Origin of the sequence: Paenibacillus sp. FSL H8-0548, assembly GCF_038630985.1 — a bacterium.
Classification (GTDB): Bacteria; Bacillota; Bacilli; order Paenibacillales; family Paenibacillaceae; genus Pristimantibacillus.
Genome location: NZ_CP152049.1, coordinates 3,252,189 through 3,268,961, shown reverse-complemented (window position 1 = coordinate 3,268,961; position 16,773 = coordinate 3,252,189). Strand labels below are relative to the sequence as shown.

The following is a 16,773-nucleotide window of genomic DNA, read 5'->3' as shown; positions in this document are numbered from 1 at the left end:
AATTCCCCTCTTAATTAAATCCGATTATTCCAGCTTGACAACTAAATATCTTCTCCTTATGATAGGAAACACTAATCAATAGTGAAATGATATTACATTATGGATGTTGGAAAGGATTAAGCGATAATGATACAAAAACGAATCGATCACGTAGGCGTTATGGTTAGAGACATTGAAGCCTCCATCGCCTTTTATACCGACATTCTCGGTTTTGAGCTAAAAGGACGCACACCGCATTCGAATGGAGTTATTGAACTCGCCTTTCTCGGCTTCGGTCATTCCGACGAAACAGAGCTTGAATTAATCCAGGGCTATAACGACAGCCTCCCCGCCGAAGGCAAGGTGCATCATTTTGCCATAACCGTTAGTGATGTACAAGCTGAGTTTGACCGTTTGCAGCAGCTCGAAGTTTCCTTCATTGATGAAGCTATTACGACACTTCCAAATGGCTATCGTTATTTTTTCATTAGCGGACCTGAAGGGGAACGGATCGAATTGTTTCAAAGATAGCACGTGAACAATAAAAATAGAGGATGCCTCCTGAATGGAAGCATCCTCTATTTTTATTGTTTTCTTTCATAACTATTTGATCTAATCCTCAATCGTAGACAAATCCCCTGTTGGCAAATTCAGCTCCCAGGCTTTGAGAACCCGGCGCATAATTTTGCCGCTGCGTGTTTTAGGAAGCTTATCCTTAAACTCAATTTCTCTAGGCGCAGCATGAGCAGACAAACCAAGCTTTACAAATTGAGAAATCTCCTGCTTCAATTCATCGGAGGCTTCGAAGCCTTCCCGCAGCGCAATAAATGCTTTAATAATTTCACCGCGCATCGGGTCAGGCTTGCCAATAACACCTGCCTCCGCTACTGCCGGATGCTCGACGAGCTTGCTCTCCACCTCGAACGGACCTACCCGCTCCCCGGAGGTATTGATGACATCATCTATACGTCCTTGAAACCAAAAATATCCGTCCTCATCCATATAGGCTGAGTCCCCCGAGATGTACCAGCCCTTGACGTAAAAATATTCCTCATATTTCGAAGGATTATTCCATACCTTGCGCATCATAGACGGCCAAGGCGTCTGAATCGCTAAATTGCCCATCCGATATGGCGGAACCTCATTGCCGCTGTCATCAATAATGGATGCTTTAATTCCTGGCAATGGCTTCCCCATCGAGCCCGGCTTAATATCCATGCTCGGATAGTTGCAAATAAGCTGCCCACCCGTCTCAGTCATCCACCAAGTATCATGAATACGTTGACCGTATACCTTCAAGCCCCAACGAACAACTTCTGGATTAAGAGGCTCTCCTACGCTCAGCACATGCCGCAGGCTGGTAAGATCAAACTCCTTGGAAATATCATCGCCTGCACCCATAAGCATACGGAAAGCTGTAGGCGCGCTATACCACACGGTCACACCATATTTTTGAATAATGCTATACCAATCGCTTGGGCTGAAGCGTCCGCCCCGAACGACGTTAGTTGCTCCATTTAGCCACGGTCCAAAAATGCCATACGAGGTGCCTGTAACCCAACCTGGGTCAGCTGTGCACCAGTAAATATCATTTTCTTTCAAATCAAGTACAACTTGGCCTGTATACAGATGCTGTATCATTGCGTTTTGCACATGGTAGACGCCCTTCGGTTTACCCGTTGATCCAGAAGTATAATGTAAAATAAGACCGTCCTCACGATCCAACCACTCGATTTCAGCTTCATCCGATGAACTAGCCATCTCTTCGGCGAAATCAATGATGCCTTCATCCTTAGGCACATCCTGACCAAATACAATAATATGCTTAAGATTCGGCAGCTCTTCACGCTTAATTCTTTTATATAGGGCGGGGGTCGTAATGATCGCTGTGGCTTCGCTATCCTTCAGCCTATCCTTAACCGCTGTCTCCATAAATGCCTCAAATAACGGTCCAACCACTGCACCAACCTTAAGTGCTCCGATTGCACTAAAATAAAGCTCAGGCGTCCGAGGCATAAAAACAAACACTCGATCCCCCTTAGTAACGCCTAGCTTACGTAAAACATTTGCAAATCGATTGGATTGCTTGCTTAGCTGAGCAAAGGTGTAGGACTCATCTCGTTCACCATCACTGTAGTATAGGGCGATTTTGTCACCTTTACCAAGCTCAACATGTCGATCAATGGCCTCATATGCCATATTAACTTTGCCTGTCGTATACCAGCTAAACTGACTTTCGATTTGAGTCCAATCAAAAGATTCTACCGCTGCTTCATAGTTTGGTAAATTCGGATTTGTTGCCGTCGCTGGAATTCTTTCTTGATGCAAGTTGATCATATTGTCACTCTCCCATCAAATCTACATGTCATTTTTATAAGAATACGCTTTCAAATTATAACTTTGCTTGAGCAAACAAGCAGTGCTTCATTTGCGTATCCCTTTTTTAAACCGCCAAACCTATTATAGCATAACCTTTTTCTATTCGACTACGCTTTTCATTTCTTGAAATGTTTGTTATAAAGAGTATTAGAGGTTTGAAATCGTCAGCTAACGAAGAGTAAAGGAGGTTCAGCCTTTGGAACACCGAAAGCGCTTGCAGAGAGAGCAGCTTTCTCTTGGCGAAAGCCGTGAGCTTATCTTGGAAGGACCTGTAGCACCCAATCGACTAGCCGAAATGTCAATGCACAAAGCATTAGATGCTTTCCGCAGACCGCTAGAGCAGCATATAGCGCTAGTTGAAATTGCCGGCCTTGATGAAGGAAGAATTATTTTGGCGCGTGAAGGCAATGTCATTGTCGGTTATGTCACCTTCCACTATGCCGATGAGCTTGAGCGCTGGTCAGACGGCGGCATGACAGATCTTATCGAGCTCGGTGCGATTGAAGTAGCTGATGATTATCGCGGCTGCGGACTTGGGAAACGAATGATAGAGCTTGCTTTCGCAGAGGAGCAATTAGAAAATATGATCGTTTTTACGACTGAATATTATTGGCATTGGGATTTGGAAGGAACTAAGCTTAATGTGTGGGAGTATCGCAAAATGATGGAGCGTTTGATGCAAGCAGTAGGCATGGTTTGGTTTGCTACAGATGATCCCGAGATTTGCTCCCACCCTGCTAATTGTCTCATGGTGAAGATCGGTAAAGAGGTGCCGCTTAGCTCAGTCGAGCATTTCGACCGGGTACGATTCCGACAAAGATTTATGTATTAATCTTACGAAGTGGTTTGCTTCGCAAACCTTAGCTCATGCTTACGAAGTGGTTTGCTTCGCAAACCTTAGCTCATGCTTACGAAGTGGTTTGCTTCGCAAACCTTAGCCCATGCTTACGAAGTGGTTTGCTCCGCAAACCTTTAGGAGGATCCGAATGACTTCAGATGCTATTTTCATAAATCACACCGATTCTAGCGGGTATAAATTTGGTGAAGAGCACCCTTTTGACCCCCTCCGCATAACGCTGACGATCGATTTGCTTAAGGAAGTCAAAGCATTGACCGAGGAGCATATCGAAGCTCCAGCAGCTTATACGGAAGCGGAACTGCTCTCACTCGTGCACCGAACCGATTATTTGTCGGCAGTTAAGCAGTTAAGTGAAGATGAGCATTTCGCTGATCGCAGCTTGCTCGCGCAGCAGTTTGGCCTTCATACTGAGGACACCCCGTACTTTCCAGGCATGCATAAGGCCGCTATGACCATCGTCAGCGGCTCTGTAGCGGCAGCTGACGCTGTCATGTCGGGCCGGGTCAACCATGCTTACCATATTGCCGGCGGACTCCATCACGCCTTCCCTGACCGCGCCTCCGGCTTTTGCATATATAATGATGCAGCAGTGGCGATCAAGCATATACGTCAAACCTATGGGGCAAAGGTACTTTATATTGATACCGATGTTCATCATGGGGATGGCGTTCAATGGGTATTTTATGACGATCCTGACGTATGCACTTATTCGATTCATGAAACTGGGAAATTTTTGTTTCCAGGTACCGGCTTCGTTCATGAGAAAGGAGTGGACCATGGCTTTGGTGCTTGCTTCAACATGCCCCTTGAGCCTTATACCGAGGATGACTCCTGGCTTGAGAGCTTCAATGTCACGCTGCGCAAAGTCATCAAAGCTTTTCAGCCCGATGTCATCATTAGCCAACACGGCTGTGATGCGCACGCTTATGATCCTCTCTCACACATTCATTGCAGCATGAGAATCTACGCTGAAATCCCTGCTATCCTTCATGAGCTAGCTCATGAGTATACGAAGGGGCGGTGGATCGCGCTCGGCGGAGGAGGATACGATATTTTTAGAGTGGTGCCTAGAGCTTGGTCCTTGGTCTGGCTTACGATGATCGACCACCCCATTACCAAAGCAATCGCTAACAATGAAGAGGCTTTACTTCCTGAGTGCTGGCTCAATCGCTGGTCACAAATGAGCCCGCATACGCTTCCGACAAAATGGTTGGATGATCCAGCAGATATTGAGCCTATGCCCCGCCGCGCCGAGATAAGTGACAAAAATAAAGTAATGCAAAAAATCGTTATTCAAGATATTGAATGATTATCTGTTCGTAAAATGGATGTCTGCTTCATATCTTGGAGTTTTAGCGGAATAAACTGCGATGATCATGACTTGATGGTCTTAGATTTCCACATTCGATATAGTCCAACAACTAAAAAGCTAAAAGCAATAACTTCTATAATTCTAGGAAGTAGAGTAAACCAAGCTACTAATTCGCCAATAGTCATTCCCATGGGAGTATTACCGCTAGTCGATGAATAATCAATGTATCTATGAATAAAAGGGGAATAAATATAAGGTAAAATCTGATGGACAATTAAGAGAAGAAAGAAATAAAAGCCTGCTGTAAAGGAATGTTTTCTACATTGTATAAGTCCAAATATAAACAAAGCTAAAAATATAGCAGTGAGTGAAATGATCATAATATTAACCAAAATATCACCTCCTGACATACAAATATAACCACATTCTTCATTACAGTTTGTAAGTATCCCGACCGTTAGCTCAACCAGGCTGCCGATTTATGCCGGCAGCCTCTTCTTTGTGAATGTTAAGCTATACGTTCCCTTTAGTTCAATCATGTATTGTTATTACGTTCAGTTACTGTAAATGCCTGATTTAAGCAGCTTAGATGATCTAGCTTCACACCCATCATATCATTGAACACTCTATATATAAGTTTTGCTAATTCTATTTCATTTGTACATGTTATAGACTTTTGCACAATCTGACTGATCTCAATATCATACTCATTCTGTGGAGCACCTCCAGCTAACAGACCGATAGGATCCCAATTATTAATCACTTCAGTTAAAAGCTTAGTACTTATTTTCACCTTGTATCACACCTTATTGGGCAATCTCTCTATATAAGTTGAATTTAAAAAATGAAGTTTAGACGAAGCGAGAAGATCATTGTGGAGAATCGATCTTCTCGCTTTTGCAACCCTTATCTCTAGTTCAACTTATCTCGTTGGGTTGCTTTAGCTCTCTTTCCCCTGTTCTTAGATTGGTCGTGCTAGCTCGATCGGTTCAGCGCTGCTATAGGAAGAGGCTACGTTGCAGTTTGTACAACGTAATCGACGTTACTGGCCTAACTAGGGCACGTACACTGTAGTTTGTGCAATAGAATGCCTATTCTCGGGCGATATTCGTAGGTTTGGAGTTAATTCTGCTGCAATAGTACAATGTAGCCGTCTGAAACAGCTCTCATGTGAGGTTTTCATTGTAATAAGTGCAGTGTAGGCGCTTCTCCTTCATCTAGCGGTGACTTTAGTGTAGGATATAGCGAATTTCGAGTCGTACGCAGCTAAGGTTGCTGCAAGGTTAGCTTAATAAAAAAGAGCGGGTCACCGTAGCGCCTGCTCATCCATATGTTATTAAACTATAGTGTATAGTCCGTCGTTTTTAAGGATTTATCTCACATATACTCACTCATTCGCAGGATTTCGTCACCTTGGATCAAGTCCATCTCAGATAGCAACGCAGTTGCTGCCGTTTGAGGTGGTAGGCTGGGCATGCGGAAATAGAGGAACACTCAGGAAATATTCCCTAGGGTTTGAAACATCTTCTCTTGCCATAAAACTTTCAACTTCAGATCTCCATTTAAATAATCTTCTTTCAAAACGGCCATTAGCCTAATAAAAAGGCTAGGGCAGCTGCCGCGGCCAACTCCTGCTATTGTCAAACTAAAACTTCCCGCTAGAAAATGCTTTTTAATGAATCGTAGATATTAAATCCAAAAAAAACTGAAATATTTATTATTATTGCCCATCGAATTATTTGTCTTAGAGACCTTGGAATTTGATTTAGTAGTTTTGGACTTTGAAATCCATTTACAGCATCATAATGCTTTAATACATCATTAAATCCTTGTCTATCGGAATAATCAGCAGTATTGTTATCTGACTGAGTTGTGTGAATAGTTTTATCATCAAAGGGATTGTATTTATTCTCCATTCTACACCTCCAGAAAGACATTTACTGGATAATACGTTCCGTAGACGTTGGAGGTTCCTAAATTGGAAATATATTTAAATAATGCTAACTTAAATATTTTAACTAACCATTTCTCTACGTATGCCATTATCTACTTCATCTGTGTTGATCTATAAGAATGGAATTACCATCCGGATCTTCAATGGTAAAACTTGCAGGGCCTTCGCTTGTTTCATCTGCCTCAGTCAGTATTTTAATTCCTTTTGCTTTAAGCTGTTTTTGAATATCCCGAATGTCCGTAAACGAATTAAGATTTTCGGCATTTTCATTCCATCCTGGATTAAAGGTCAGAATATTCTTTTCGAACATCCCTTGGAATAGACCAATTATACAGCTTTCATTCTTCATAATGAGCCAATTTTGGCTAATATCGCCTCCGAAGATTTGAAATCCTAGATTTTCGTAAAATAATTTTGATTGGTAAATGTCCTTTACACTTAAACTTACAGAGAATGCGCCTAGTTTCATATTTCCTCCAATAAAAAATTATTTTTAGATAGTTTATTACACTATCCAACTCGATAGCTTAATGATGCTGGTAATCAAGACAGACCCAATTTATCAAATCATCTAATAAGCCAATACTCTGTTGAACTGCTTCCACATGATAAAATGTACAAGTGTTTCCGATTTCATTCAGTTCATTGGTTGAGGAGTATAAATAAATTTTCTTACCGGCCCCCAGAGCAATTCCTAACTCAACATGACTACCTTTCCCCGCTGGGATCATGACAATGACAACATCTGCATCCAAAACCCCTGTTACTTCTTCTTGGCCAATTTTACGGAGTTTTGATAAGCTGTCTATGTTCGAATGTGTTGTCCAGTCGTATGTTTGTTGAAAACCACGTGCTTTCAATTTTTCTGCAACTTGCCTTACATTTTCTATATTTTTAAGACTAGAAGCTATGTAAAATTTCATATTGTTCCCCGATTCGACCTTCTAAACATGTAGTTGTATATTAGCATATACTGAAACATCCTGACCGTTAGATTAATGAAGCACAGCCAAAAAGCAGCTTTCGAAGGGTGTCATACATAAAGAATCAGCCTCGATACGAATATCAAGGCTGATTCTTTATGTAGCTTTAGTGAATTAAATATGTTGAACCATATCGTCAATAATCTGATAAGAATGATTAGAAGCAGTTACAGTAAACTCAGCGAAGTTCACATGTGCTGATCCATCCGCCTTGTCCGACATGGAACGAATAATAACAAACGGTGTATCATTCATATCACATACGTGAGCGACTGAAGCACCTTCCATTTCCGCACATGCACCTTGCAGCGTCTCATGAAGAAACTTCACCGTATCACGGCTGGCAATAAATTGATCTCCTGAGAGAATCTTTCCTTCGAGACTGTGTCCCGAGAAAAGTCGGTTGCAAGCTGATGAGGCGAGATCTACTAAGCGCTCGTCAGCTACAAATTCAGATTTAGGATGAAATGGTATCGTCCCCCGTGCGTAGCCCAGCGGCGAGCAATCCATATCATGCTGAACGCAGCTTGATGAAACGACGATGTCGCCGATGTTCAAGCTAGGATCAACGGCTCCCGCTACGCCTGTGAAAAGAACACAATCTGCTCCAAGATCAATCAAAATTTGTGTACAGACAGCCGAATTGACCTTACCTACACCTGATTTGCAATAGATGACTGTCTTGCCATGAAGCGTTCCCTCGTAGTAGGTAATGCCTGCCTTCGTTGTCTGAGAGGCTACAGTTACATGCTCATGCAGTAATTCTATTTCCTCTGCCATAGCGCCTATAATACCGATTTTGTTAAAAGACATTATACTTATACTCCTCCAACCGATTGTCGCTCGATAATTTCATGCGGCAGCACTACTTTGGATTCTTCAACATTTTCTTTCTTCATGAGCTTAGTCAACAAACGCATCGATACAGCACCGATGTCATACATAGGCTGTGCAACCGTAGTAAGCAGCGGACGAACCATCGATGCCATCCGGCTGTTATCAACACTAATAACGGAGATATCTTCAGGAACCTTTAAACCGGAATCCTGAATGCTATGGATTGCACCAATAGCCATCTCATCCGTTGCAGAAAATACAGCAGTCGGACGCTCGTCCAAATTGATAAAATATTTCATAGCCTCAGCACCAGATTCATATCGATAGTTGCCGATACGCACTAATGACTCATCGTAAGTGATGCCTGCATTCTCAAGTGCTCGTTTGTAGCCTTGGAACCGAGCAAAACCGTTAGATGGGTCTTGCAGCGTTCCACTAATCATCGCAATTCGTTTATGTCCTTGCGATAGCAGCTTCCCAACTGCATCAAATGCCGCATCCTCATGATTAATGTCGACAGATGGAATTTGTCCACTCTCATCCGTTGTCGCACATAATACGATTGGAACATTGGCCGATTTAAAAGCTTGCATATGTTCATCGGTCACAGCTCCACCCATAAACAGCAGTCCGTCAACTTGTTTCTCCAAAAGTGTGTTAATAACGCGAATTTCCTTGTCTTTTTTCTTATCTGCGTTACACAAAATAATATTATAATGATACATATTCGCAATATCTTCAATTCCGCGAGCTACTTCTGCAAAAATAGCATTTGAAATGTCAGGAATAACTACACCTACTGTAGTCGTTTTCTTGCTTGCCAAGCCTCTTGCTACGGCATTCGGACGATACCCGAGTCTCTCTATTGCTTCGTATACTTTCTTCCGCGTTGCTGGTTTCACATTAGGATTGTTATTAACAACCCGGGAAACCGTAGCCATCGACACTCCCGCTTCTCTTGCTACATCATAAATAGTTACCGTCACAGTGGTTCTCTCCATTAGCTCAAATTTTTAAATTTCGTACGTCTTATATTAACGTAATCATAGCATAAAGGGTACGGCAACGCAAAGCGTCACAGTGTAAAAACCCATAACCCATAAGGTTTTCATAGATTTTCATAGCAATGAGGCTGGTAGAAAAATGTTATGCTTCGATGATCTTGAATGCTGGGAAAGCAAGTCTAATCTGGCGAATCGGTTTTAATTGCGGCCCTTTAGAATTCTAATGCCATAAATAATGCGAGCTGACCACTTCGACATGAATCGACACTTAAGACTTGACACCATTTTGACAAATTTAATTATTTGGTTGAAATATACAGGCTTTTATTATCAATCGATATTATTTTTCCATTTGCCCATTTCACCGCAGAACGTATCGGAATGTAATAGGAACCATCAACTTTTAGTGCTTTGACCTCCGTAAGCTTCCCATCGATGTGTATTTTATTGTTCGAGTGAATAATTTTAATAACCGTCTTATCTTTTTTTAAAATAATATCATTTGATTTATCGATCTCAACACTAAAACCAAATATGCTTAAAAAGAAAGCGACGATCACTGCCCGGCATGCTGCCAAGAAAAGATCGTCGCTTAATTCCAATGGATGCTGACTTACATCATACTTTAATCCGACTAGCTATGTATGCAGCGAGCGACGGCTTATTTGCTCCAGTCGCTTTTCTATATCCGCTATCCAAGCCATATCGTTCAGAGAATTTGCAAGCAAATACAAATCAAGCAGCTTGTTAATTCTTTGCTCAATTAATCTTTGAAAAGCAGGCTCATCCGTCTTTAGCTTATCCGCCTTAGCTTCCACTAACAAATTAGCCCATTCATTACATTCGTTAAAAAGGAAAGTTTGCTTATCCGGCTTAGCACCGAGCTGGGCAATTAAACCAGTTAAATCCGGCTTTACCTCTGGAAACACTTCACTTCTGTTGCAGGTGGTGCAGGAAAAAATAGGTACGTTGTCAATTTCAACTTTACCCGAATAAATAACAGTTCGCAGTTTCATCCTCATGATGTCACCACAATGACACCGTTTATGCAAAGCGGTCCACTCCTTCTTAGTAGCAGCTATCGCCGCTAAGCATTGCTTTCAGAGTTACAATGTATTAAGGATTCGACCATTTTCGCACAAACTCCTGCTTTTAATCTCATGTAATTTTTACTATTATTATGAATTTAATTAAAAGCATAACCCTTCCAACTAAGGAGCTATTTTTCTCCATACTTTTCGGATAGGAGCAATGGCTGCAACCGCTGTCCATAGCGCTGCACCAATAATATCATTGCGTATATCCATGATGTCAGGCATACGTCCACCTACAAAAGATTGATGGTATTCATCGGTAATTCCATATAGTCCACAAATGAGTACGATAGCAACTTTAATCCAGAAACGATCACCCTTTTTGCCTATACCGTAATCAAGTGTTAAAGCTAATATGAAATAAGCGAGAAAATGACCCCAATTGAAATCATTCACAAAAGGAAGGAATTTTTGAAAGAAGGGCAGCAGCGTATTAATCTCATCACTCGTTCTTGCAGATAGTACAAAAATAACAGTCATCCAAGCGACGGCAGGCAAAAAACGCAAAATTCTAGGGAATGAAAAAATAGTTCTTGCAGGATCTGTTTGCTTCATTGTTACTCCTTCGCTACAATAATAGAGATCTTTAAGAGATGGAGGGAAAAATAATGACCTTACAAAACAAAACCGTCATCTGTTTGCTAGATGATGAATTTGAAGATTTAGAGCTCTGGTATCCGGTATATCGTGCCCGAGAAGCAGGGGCAACTGTCCTTTATGCAGGTCCCGAAAAAGGCAAAAAGCATATCGGAAAATACGGTGTCCCTGCCGTTGCCGACCTATCGTTCGACGAAGTAAACAGTGAAGACATTATCGGTTTATTGGTTCCGGGCGGCTGGGCACCGGACAAGCTGCGCCGTTATCCTAAGGTTTTGCAGCTGGTTCAAGAGCTGAATGCTGCGGATAAGCCGATCGGACAAATCTGTCATGCAGGATGGGTGCTGATCTCTGCCAAAATTTTAGAAGGACGCAAAGTAACCTCAACCCCTGGAATTCGTGACGACATGGAAAATGCAGGAGCTACATGGTACGACGAAGCGGTTGTTGTCGACGGCAACCTCATCTCCGCTCGCCGCCCGCCTGATCTGCCGCCTTATGCTAAAGCTTTTGTAGATGCATTAATACAGCGAATGGTTTAACCATTCGCTGTTTTTTTATTAATTCGCTCAATAAAACCATTGAGCTTCTCCAAAATCTCCGTACTCGTACGACAACTATCCAATTGTTGAAAAACCTCTTTGCTTTCTTCCTGAGTTGTACAAAGCAGCCTTTCCTTAACCTGTAAAATCGAATGAGAGGACATGCTTAGCTCATCTACATCCAAGCTTAGCCAAATCGGCAATGCTCTAATATCTCCTGCCAGCTCACCGCATACTCCTACTGTAATGCCTCCGCGCTTTGCTGCTTCAACCGTCATTCGCAGCATCCGTATCAGTGCAGGATGATAGGGCTCGTACAAATGAGAAATTTCCTCGTTCATGCGATCGACCGCTAACGTGAACTGCACCAAATCATTGGTTCCAATGCTGAAAAAGTCGACCTCATCCACGAGCAGATCCGCAATCATAACGGCTGCAGGTACCTCAATCATAATACCGGTTTTCATTCCTTTGTCATAAGGATGACCCGCTTCCTCCAGCTCACGCTTCGCTTCGTTTAAAATCGCATTTGCTGCACGAACCTCGTCTACCGATGAGATGAGCGGATACATCAATTTCACTTGTCCATAATGGCTTGCACGCAATATAGCGCGCAGTTGTGTTTTGAATAGATCCTGACGGTCTAGTGAAATACGAATCGCTCTGTAACCAAGAAACGGATTATCTTCTTCCGGCAATTCAAAATAATCCAGCTGCTTATCGCCTCCAACATCAAGCGTTCGAATAACAAGCGGCTCTCCGGCTAACCGCTCTGCAACGCTGCGATAAATCTCGAATTGCTCCTCTTCCTTTGGAAACCGATTGCGATCCATATATAGAAATTCAGTACGGAACAATCCAACGCTGTGTGCTCCGCTCGATAAAGCAATTTCAAGCTCCTTGAAGGAGCTGATATTAGCAGCAAGCTCCAGCTTCTTTCCATCTGGAGTTACAGAACGGTGGCCTACAATGCCATGCAGCTTTTTTTTCTCTTCTGTCTGATAACTGTGAAGCGCTGTGTAGGAGTCGATAATTGGCTGTATCGGGTCGATAAAGATTGAGCCATCACTGCCATCAATAATAATGGTTTGTCCGGTTTGTATAGGCTCCTCCAGCTTAGTCTCAACCCCTACAACGAGAGGCACGCCAAGCGCACGGGCCATAATTGCCGAATGTGAGGTCGTACTGCCTACAAGGGTCACAATGCCAAGAACATGCTGTGGATTGATGTGAGCCAGCTGAGAAGGAGAGAGCTCCTTAGCGATTAGAATAAAAGGCTGCGTATCTGACGGCAGCGTAATTTCAGGCGCGCCAAGCAGATGCTTCAGCAAGCGATTTCCAACGTCCTTTATATCCAGGGCACGTTCCTTCATATATTCATCATCGAGCAGATCAAACATGGTCACAAAATGATCAATCGCTTCTTTGACAGCTACTTCAGCCGCTTTATATTGGCGTTGAATAATGCCTTGTATTTCATTCATGAAGACAGGATCGTCCAAAATGGCGATATGAGCATCGAATATGTGCGTTTCCTCCGACCCGACAACATCTCGCAGATCATCCTTAATCTGCTCAATCTCCGACTTAGAGGTACGAATGCCTTCGTAGACACGTTCGAACTCGCGAGCAAAATCAGCGACATCGATCTTTTGCTCTGGCAGCTCCCATTCCCAATTCGGAAGCACAAACGATCTCCCAATCGCTATGCCTGCTGACGCCCCTATTCCTTGAATCATTGTGATTCCCCTCCACCGTTTCTCTCTTTAAGTACAACTGACATAACCGAAGACTGTCCCTTCTTCACCGCTTTAAACGGTGCAAAACGCCACGATTGTACAAGATCTGAATTTGTAATAACCATCGGTGTAGCCAGTGACTTGCTTTCCTTGCGAACACGCTGCAAATCAAACTTAATAAGCAGCATGCCTGGCGTAACCTCATCGCCTTCTTTTACTACAGCATTAAAATATGCCTTGCCTGATAAACGAGAAGTATCAATTCCAATGTGCAGCAATACCTCCAACCCCTCAGGTGTTAAGATGCCTATCGCATGCATCGTTGGATAAATATGCATGACCTTTCCTTTTACAGGTGAGACCAGCTCTCCCTTATCAGGGATAAAGGCAACGCCTTGTCCAACAAGCTTTCCTGCAAATATCGGATCGGGCACCTCTTCGAGCGGAATCATTCGGCCTTGCATAGGCGAGTGGAACAATATTTGTGCTTGATCCCGATGAATCGTCTTAATCATTTCCTCTCGGATCAGCTCTGAATAAGTACCAAAAACGACTTGAACTTGTCCACCGCCAAGCTTAATTACACCAGCAGCTCCCAAGCTGCGAAGCGCATTAATATCCAGCAGCTTATCATTGGATACTTTAAGTCGTAATCTTGTTATGCAGGATTCCATCTTCACAATATTTTGCTTGCCGCCGATCGCTTGCAAAATAAGCGGCGCACGATACGGAATGTCTCCTGCCCACTCATCCAGCTGCGAGCCTTCCTCACGACCAGGAGTAGGAATTCGAAATTTACGAATTGCCCAGCGGAATAAGAAATAGTAAATAAATCCAACAACGACGCCAATCGGAATAATAAGCCAGCCGCGAGTTGCCAAGTGCTCATTAATTACGAAATCAATTGCCCCCGCTGAGAAAGAAAAGCCATGTCTAATACCAAGCTCATATGTAACCCACATAATTATGCCGGACAATATGGCATGAACGACGTATAAATATGGAGCAACGAATAAAAATGCGAATTCAACCGGCTCTGTTACACCTGTTAGAAAGGAAGCAAGTGCAGCATACAGAAATGTTTTTTGAATTTTCGGCTTTAAATCCTCACGCGCTTCATGAATAATGGCAAGCGCAATGGCCGGCAAAGCGAACATCATAGTGGGATATAAACCTGCCATAAACACGCCTGCTGACGGATCACCCGCAAAAAACCTTGGCAAGTCGCCAAACACCATATCTCCTGCTGGTGTCTCATAACCGCCGATTTGAAACCAGAACACATGGCTTACTAAATGATGCAGACCGAATACGACCAAAATTCGATGCACGAAGCCATATAAAAATATACCGAAGCCTCCGCCTGATGCAACGATTTCTCCTAATTCAATCATTATTTTCTGCAAATAAGGAGCAACATTAATCATGCCTATGGAGAATAGCAGCGTAACAAAGCTTACAAACAACGGAACGAACCTAGGTCCGCCAAAAAACTGAATGTATTCGGGCAACCGCAAGCTTTTAAATTTTTCATGGCTTACGCCCGCCAAAATTCCTATTAATGTACCAATAAGCACCGTTGGCTCAATCTGTACCTCTGACGTGCCCGTTATACCGCTATAAATCATCATGCCTACTAATGCTGCCATACCCGCTGCGAGCGCATTTCCAGTTAATCCAAGCGAGATTCCAACTGCGAAGATATATGGTAAAAACGTAAAAATGGCTTCACTCGCTGCTACTAAATATCCTTCCATACCTGGCAAGCCAATGTAAGACCATGGCAGCTTGCTTAAGCTAAGAAAGATAGCTGCCCCTGGCAACACAATCATCGGTAGCATAAACGCTCTACCGAGCTGCTGCAGGCTTCCCATAAAGATCATTCCGCACCTCCTAAAGTTTTGCGAAGCAAAACTAACTTCGTAAGCATTTGCCCTGTTTTGCGAAGCAAAACTAACTTCGTAAGCATCTATATAAGTTGAACTTAAAAAATGAAGTTTTAGCGAAGCGAGAAGATCGTTCTGAAGAAACGAAGTGTTCGCCTTTGCAGCCGGATTCTTACCTTTAAATGTCTTAGGAAATCAAAGAATTTGGCTGCAACAGCGATCGTAAGAATGATCTACTCGCGCAGCGACCAAAACGTAAATGTTTAGTCCAACATTTATAGTCCATTATATCTATTTCGATGTTAAGCGTTTGCTGCGTTTTTGTCAAAGTAAAACGGCGAGCCTATTAGGCCCGCCGATGTTGATGATTCTTTTTCTTTATTTGTTAATTGGTGTTAACGATTGCCGCCGGAATACGGAGAGTTTGCTGCACTTTGCGACTGCCATCCCAAATGGGAAATCACTGGTCCTGCTTGTTGATAAGCGTTGGTCGCCTCATAAACAGGGTGAATCGATGTGTTGGAATGAGTCGGCGTCATGCCACCGTAATTATGCTGCATATTAGCTTGGTTGTTGCCCCCATAATTAGGTGCTGCATGCTGAGCATACTGCGATCCCATATGAGAGGATGGCTGGAAATGCGAATGTTGTTGATCTGGACCCGCTTGATAGCCGTAATGAGCAATAACCGGACCCACATTGCCAAATGCTGTTGCTGGTGATTGTGCATAGCTTTGAACGGGCTGATGCGAGATGAATGAATTGTTCGTTCCTACCGGATGGGTCATATTCGAATAGCCTGATGGCTCATAATGCTGTGAGCCTTGATTATAGGAATTTGACGATTGATAACCGCCTGGAATATTCGAAACGATTGAATTCGTTTGTCTGCCGAAGGTCGGTTGACTGAGCTGTCCTTGATAGTGCGATTGCACATTTCCAATTGGTTCATAATTGCTTTGGTTTTGGAAGCCCTGTTGTCCTTGATAGTTACCCGGTTGTTGCGAAAATTGATTCACTTCGTGTCCTCCTTGGAATACAATCATAAAGTCTTCAAAGTACAGCCGCTGTTGTAGCTAGGCGCTTGCTCTCTGAAGCCTTCTTATTGTGCAGGAGTTGCCCTTTTTTTATTAAAGTAATGTTTTGGGTTTTCCGTTTGGCAGCAAAATTGAATCCTCTACTTTAATGCAGCGATCCATAATGACCTCTAAGCCGCCTGCAGCCGCTATTTCTGCGGCTTCCTCATTTGCAATACCAAGCTGAAGCCAAAAGGTTTTGGCACCAATAGCAACTGCTTCAGCCGCTACAGGCGGAGTATGCTCGCTTCTACGGAACACATTGACGATATCTACGGGTATTGGAATATCTTTCAACGATGCATAGCTTTTTTGTCCTAAAATGGTATCGGCGTTCGGATTGACTGGAATAATTGTATAGCCCTTCGCTTGCATTGCCTCGGATACCATGTACGACACACGCTCAGGATTATCAGATAACCCAACGACAGCAACTGTTGTACTGGTCTCTAATAAATGCTTAATATGCTCACGAGCAGGATTTTCAAATGTCATCGCTACACCTCAACTCATTATTTTGAAATAAAAAAGC

Annotated in this window: 19 protein-coding genes; 4 read left to right on the top strand and 15 right to left on the bottom strand. The window is 42.9% G+C overall.

The genetic code is table 11. The features are described from left to right. Positions 1 to 126: 126 nt before the first annotated feature. Positions 127 to 510: a VOC family protein gene (locus tag MHI37_RS13555; RefSeq protein WP_076335415.1), complete on the top strand. Its 384-nt coding sequence runs from the start codon at positions 127 to 129 to the stop codon at positions 508 to 510. Between the two features lie 81 nt (positions 511 to 591). Here MHI37_RS13555 and acsA read toward each other — a convergent pair whose 3' ends face one another. After that, complete coding sequence (gene acsA / locus MHI37_RS13550; RefSeq protein WP_076335416.1) at positions 592 to 2,316, bottom strand: acetate--CoA ligase; 1,725 nt, start codon at positions 2,314 to 2,316, stop codon at positions 592 to 594. Between the two features lie 238 nt (positions 2,317 to 2,554). Here acsA and MHI37_RS13545 point away from each other — a divergent pair, with 238 nt between their 5' ends. Beyond that, complete coding sequence (locus MHI37_RS13545) at positions 2,555 to 3,190, top strand: GNAT family N-acetyltransferase (RefSeq protein WP_076335417.1); 636 nt, start codon at positions 2,555 to 2,557, stop codon at positions 3,188 to 3,190. 154 nt (positions 3,191 to 3,344) lie between these two features. Next, positions 3,345 to 4,526, top strand: a complete 1,182-nt coding sequence (locus MHI37_RS13540) for an acetoin utilization protein AcuC (protein WP_076335418.1) — start codon at positions 3,345 to 3,347, stop codon at positions 4,524 to 4,526. A gap of 65 nt (positions 4,527 to 4,591) precedes the next feature. Here MHI37_RS13540 and MHI37_RS13535 read toward each other — a convergent pair whose 3' ends face one another. The 10 genes from MHI37_RS13535 to MHI37_RS13490 form a co-directional block, all read right to left on the bottom strand. After that, the gene (locus MHI37_RS13535) at positions 4,592 to 4,921 is read right to left on the bottom strand and encodes a hypothetical protein (RefSeq protein WP_076335419.1); all 330 of its coding nucleotides are present in this window, start codon (positions 4,919 to 4,921) and stop codon (positions 4,592 to 4,594) included. 143 nt (positions 4,922 to 5,064) lie between these two features. Next, positions 5,065 to 5,322: a DUF1871 family protein gene (locus MHI37_RS13530; RefSeq protein WP_076335420.1), complete on the bottom strand. Its 258-nt coding sequence runs from the start codon at positions 5,320 to 5,322 to the stop codon at positions 5,065 to 5,067. Between the two features lie 865 nt (positions 5,323 to 6,187). After that, the gene (locus MHI37_RS13525) at positions 6,188 to 6,445 is read right to left on the bottom strand and encodes a hypothetical protein (RefSeq protein WP_076335421.1); all 258 of its coding nucleotides are present in this window, start codon (positions 6,443 to 6,445) and stop codon (positions 6,188 to 6,190) included. A 135-nt stretch (positions 6,446 to 6,580) separates the two neighbouring features. After that, a complete protein-coding gene (locus MHI37_RS13520; RefSeq protein WP_076335422.1) occupies positions 6,581 to 6,952 on the bottom strand; it encodes a VOC family protein in 372 nt (123 codons plus the stop codon). A 58-nt stretch (positions 6,953 to 7,010) separates the two neighbouring features. Then, positions 7,011 to 7,406 (bottom strand): nucleoside 2-deoxyribosyltransferase, encoded by a 396-nt coding sequence (locus tag MHI37_RS13515; RefSeq protein WP_076335423.1) that lies wholly within the window; start codon positions 7,404 to 7,406, stop codon positions 7,011 to 7,013. Positions 7,407 to 7,580: 174 nt separating this feature from the next. Continuing rightward, positions 7,581 to 8,279, bottom strand: coding sequence for a 5'-methylthioadenosine/adenosylhomocysteine nucleosidase (locus MHI37_RS13510; RefSeq protein WP_076335424.1), 699 nt, complete (start codon positions 8,277 to 8,279; stop codon positions 7,581 to 7,583). Between the two features lie 5 nt (positions 8,280 to 8,284). Beyond that, entirely contained in the window at positions 8,285 to 9,289 is a 1,005-nt protein-coding gene (ccpA, locus tag MHI37_RS13505; protein WP_076335425.1) for a catabolite control protein A, read from the bottom strand. A 317-nt stretch (positions 9,290 to 9,606) separates the two neighbouring features. Beyond that, the gene (locus MHI37_RS13500; RefSeq protein ID WP_144023612.1) at positions 9,607 to 9,909 is read right to left on the bottom strand and encodes a stalk domain-containing protein; all 303 of its coding nucleotides are present in this window, start codon (positions 9,907 to 9,909) and stop codon (positions 9,607 to 9,609) included. A gap of 36 nt (positions 9,910 to 9,945) precedes the next feature. Then, on the bottom strand, positions 9,946 to 10,323 hold the full coding sequence (locus MHI37_RS13495; protein WP_306010660.1) for a hypothetical protein: 378 nt from the start codon (positions 10,321 to 10,323) through the stop codon (positions 9,946 to 9,948). A gap of 195 nt (positions 10,324 to 10,518) precedes the next feature. Continuing rightward, positions 10,519 to 10,956 (bottom strand): VanZ family protein, encoded by a 438-nt coding sequence (locus MHI37_RS13490; RefSeq protein ID WP_076335428.1) that lies wholly within the window; start codon positions 10,954 to 10,956, stop codon positions 10,519 to 10,521. Positions 10,957 to 11,009: 53 nt separating this feature from the next. On the opposite strand from MHI37_RS13490, the gene MHI37_RS13485 reads away from it, so the two are divergent. Further along, positions 11,010 to 11,540 carry a type 1 glutamine amidotransferase domain-containing protein gene (locus MHI37_RS13485; protein WP_076335429.1) on the top strand — a complete coding sequence of 177 codons (531 nt, stop codon included), beginning with the start codon at positions 11,010 to 11,012 and terminating at the stop codon, positions 11,538 to 11,540. Here MHI37_RS13485 and ptsP read toward each other — a convergent pair. The 4 genes from ptsP to MHI37_RS13465 all read right to left on the bottom strand — a co-directional run bounded on the left by ptsP (position 11,537) and on the right by MHI37_RS13465 (position 16,736). Then, positions 11,537 to 13,279, bottom strand: coding sequence for a phosphoenolpyruvate--protein phosphotransferase (gene ptsP, locus MHI37_RS13480; protein WP_076335430.1), 1,743 nt, complete (start codon positions 13,277 to 13,279; stop codon positions 11,537 to 11,539). The two genes, MHI37_RS13485 and ptsP, sit on opposite strands and share 4 nt — an antisense overlap. After that, positions 13,276 to 15,162 (bottom strand): glucose PTS transporter subunit IIA, encoded by a 1,887-nt coding sequence (locus tag MHI37_RS13475; protein ID WP_076335431.1) that lies wholly within the window; start codon positions 15,160 to 15,162, stop codon positions 13,276 to 13,278. The genes ptsP and MHI37_RS13475 overlap by 4 nt, the downstream gene beginning before the upstream one ends. Before the next feature lie 398 nt (positions 15,163 to 15,560). Then, positions 15,561 to 16,184 carry a hypothetical protein gene (locus MHI37_RS13470; protein WP_076335432.1) on the bottom strand — a complete coding sequence of 208 codons (624 nt, stop codon included), beginning with the start codon at positions 16,182 to 16,184 and terminating at the stop codon, positions 15,561 to 15,563. A 111-nt stretch (positions 16,185 to 16,295) separates the two neighbouring features. Beyond that, positions 16,296 to 16,736 carry a CoA-binding protein gene (locus tag MHI37_RS13465; protein ID WP_076335433.1) on the bottom strand — a complete coding sequence of 147 codons (441 nt, stop codon included), beginning with the start codon at positions 16,734 to 16,736 and terminating at the stop codon, positions 16,296 to 16,298. Positions 16,737 to 16,773 lie beyond the last annotated feature (37 nt).

Coding starts and splice junctions, on each gene's coding strand:
- MHI37_RS13485 (WP_076335429.1), top strand. CDS start 11,010: ATGACCTTACAAAACAAAACCGTCATCTGTTTGCTAGATGATGAATTT.
- MHI37_RS13465 (WP_076335433.1), bottom strand. CDS start 16,736: ATGACATTTGAAAATCCTGCTCGTGAGCATATTAAGCATTTATTAGAG.
- MHI37_RS13555 (WP_076335415.1), top strand. CDS start 127: ATGATACAAAAACGAATCGATCACGTAGGCGTTATGGTTAGAGACATT.
- MHI37_RS13525 (WP_076335421.1), bottom strand. CDS start 6,445: ATGGAGAATAAATACAATCCCTTTGATGATAAAACTATTCACACAACT.
- MHI37_RS13540 (WP_076335418.1), top strand. CDS start 3,345: ATGACTTCAGATGCTATTTTCATAAATCACACCGATTCTAGCGGGTAT.
- MHI37_RS13490 (WP_076335428.1), bottom strand. CDS start 10,956: ATGAAGCAAACAGATCCTGCAAGAACTATTTTTTCATTCCCTAGAATT.
- MHI37_RS13515 (WP_076335423.1), bottom strand. CDS start 7,406: ATGAAATTTTACATAGCTTCTAGTCTTAAAAATATAGAAAATGTAAGG.
- MHI37_RS13475 (WP_076335431.1), bottom strand. CDS start 15,162: ATGATCTTTATGGGAAGCCTGCAGCAGCTCGGTAGAGCGTTTATGCTA.
- acsA (WP_076335416.1), bottom strand. CDS start 2,316: ATGATCAACTTGCATCAAGAAAGAATTCCAGCGACGGCAACAAATCCG.
- MHI37_RS13510 (WP_076335424.1), bottom strand. CDS start 8,279: ATGTCTTTTAACAAAATCGGTATTATAGGCGCTATGGCAGAGGAAATA.
- MHI37_RS13495 (WP_306010660.1), bottom strand. CDS start 10,323: ATGAAACTGCGAACTGTTATTTATTCGGGTAAAGTTGAAATTGACAAC.
- ptsP (WP_076335430.1), bottom strand. CDS start 13,279: ATGATTCAAGGAATAGGGGCGTCAGCAGGCATAGCGATTGGGAGATCG.
- MHI37_RS13520 (WP_076335422.1), bottom strand. CDS start 6,952: ATGAAACTAGGCGCATTCTCTGTAAGTTTAAGTGTAAAGGACATTTAC.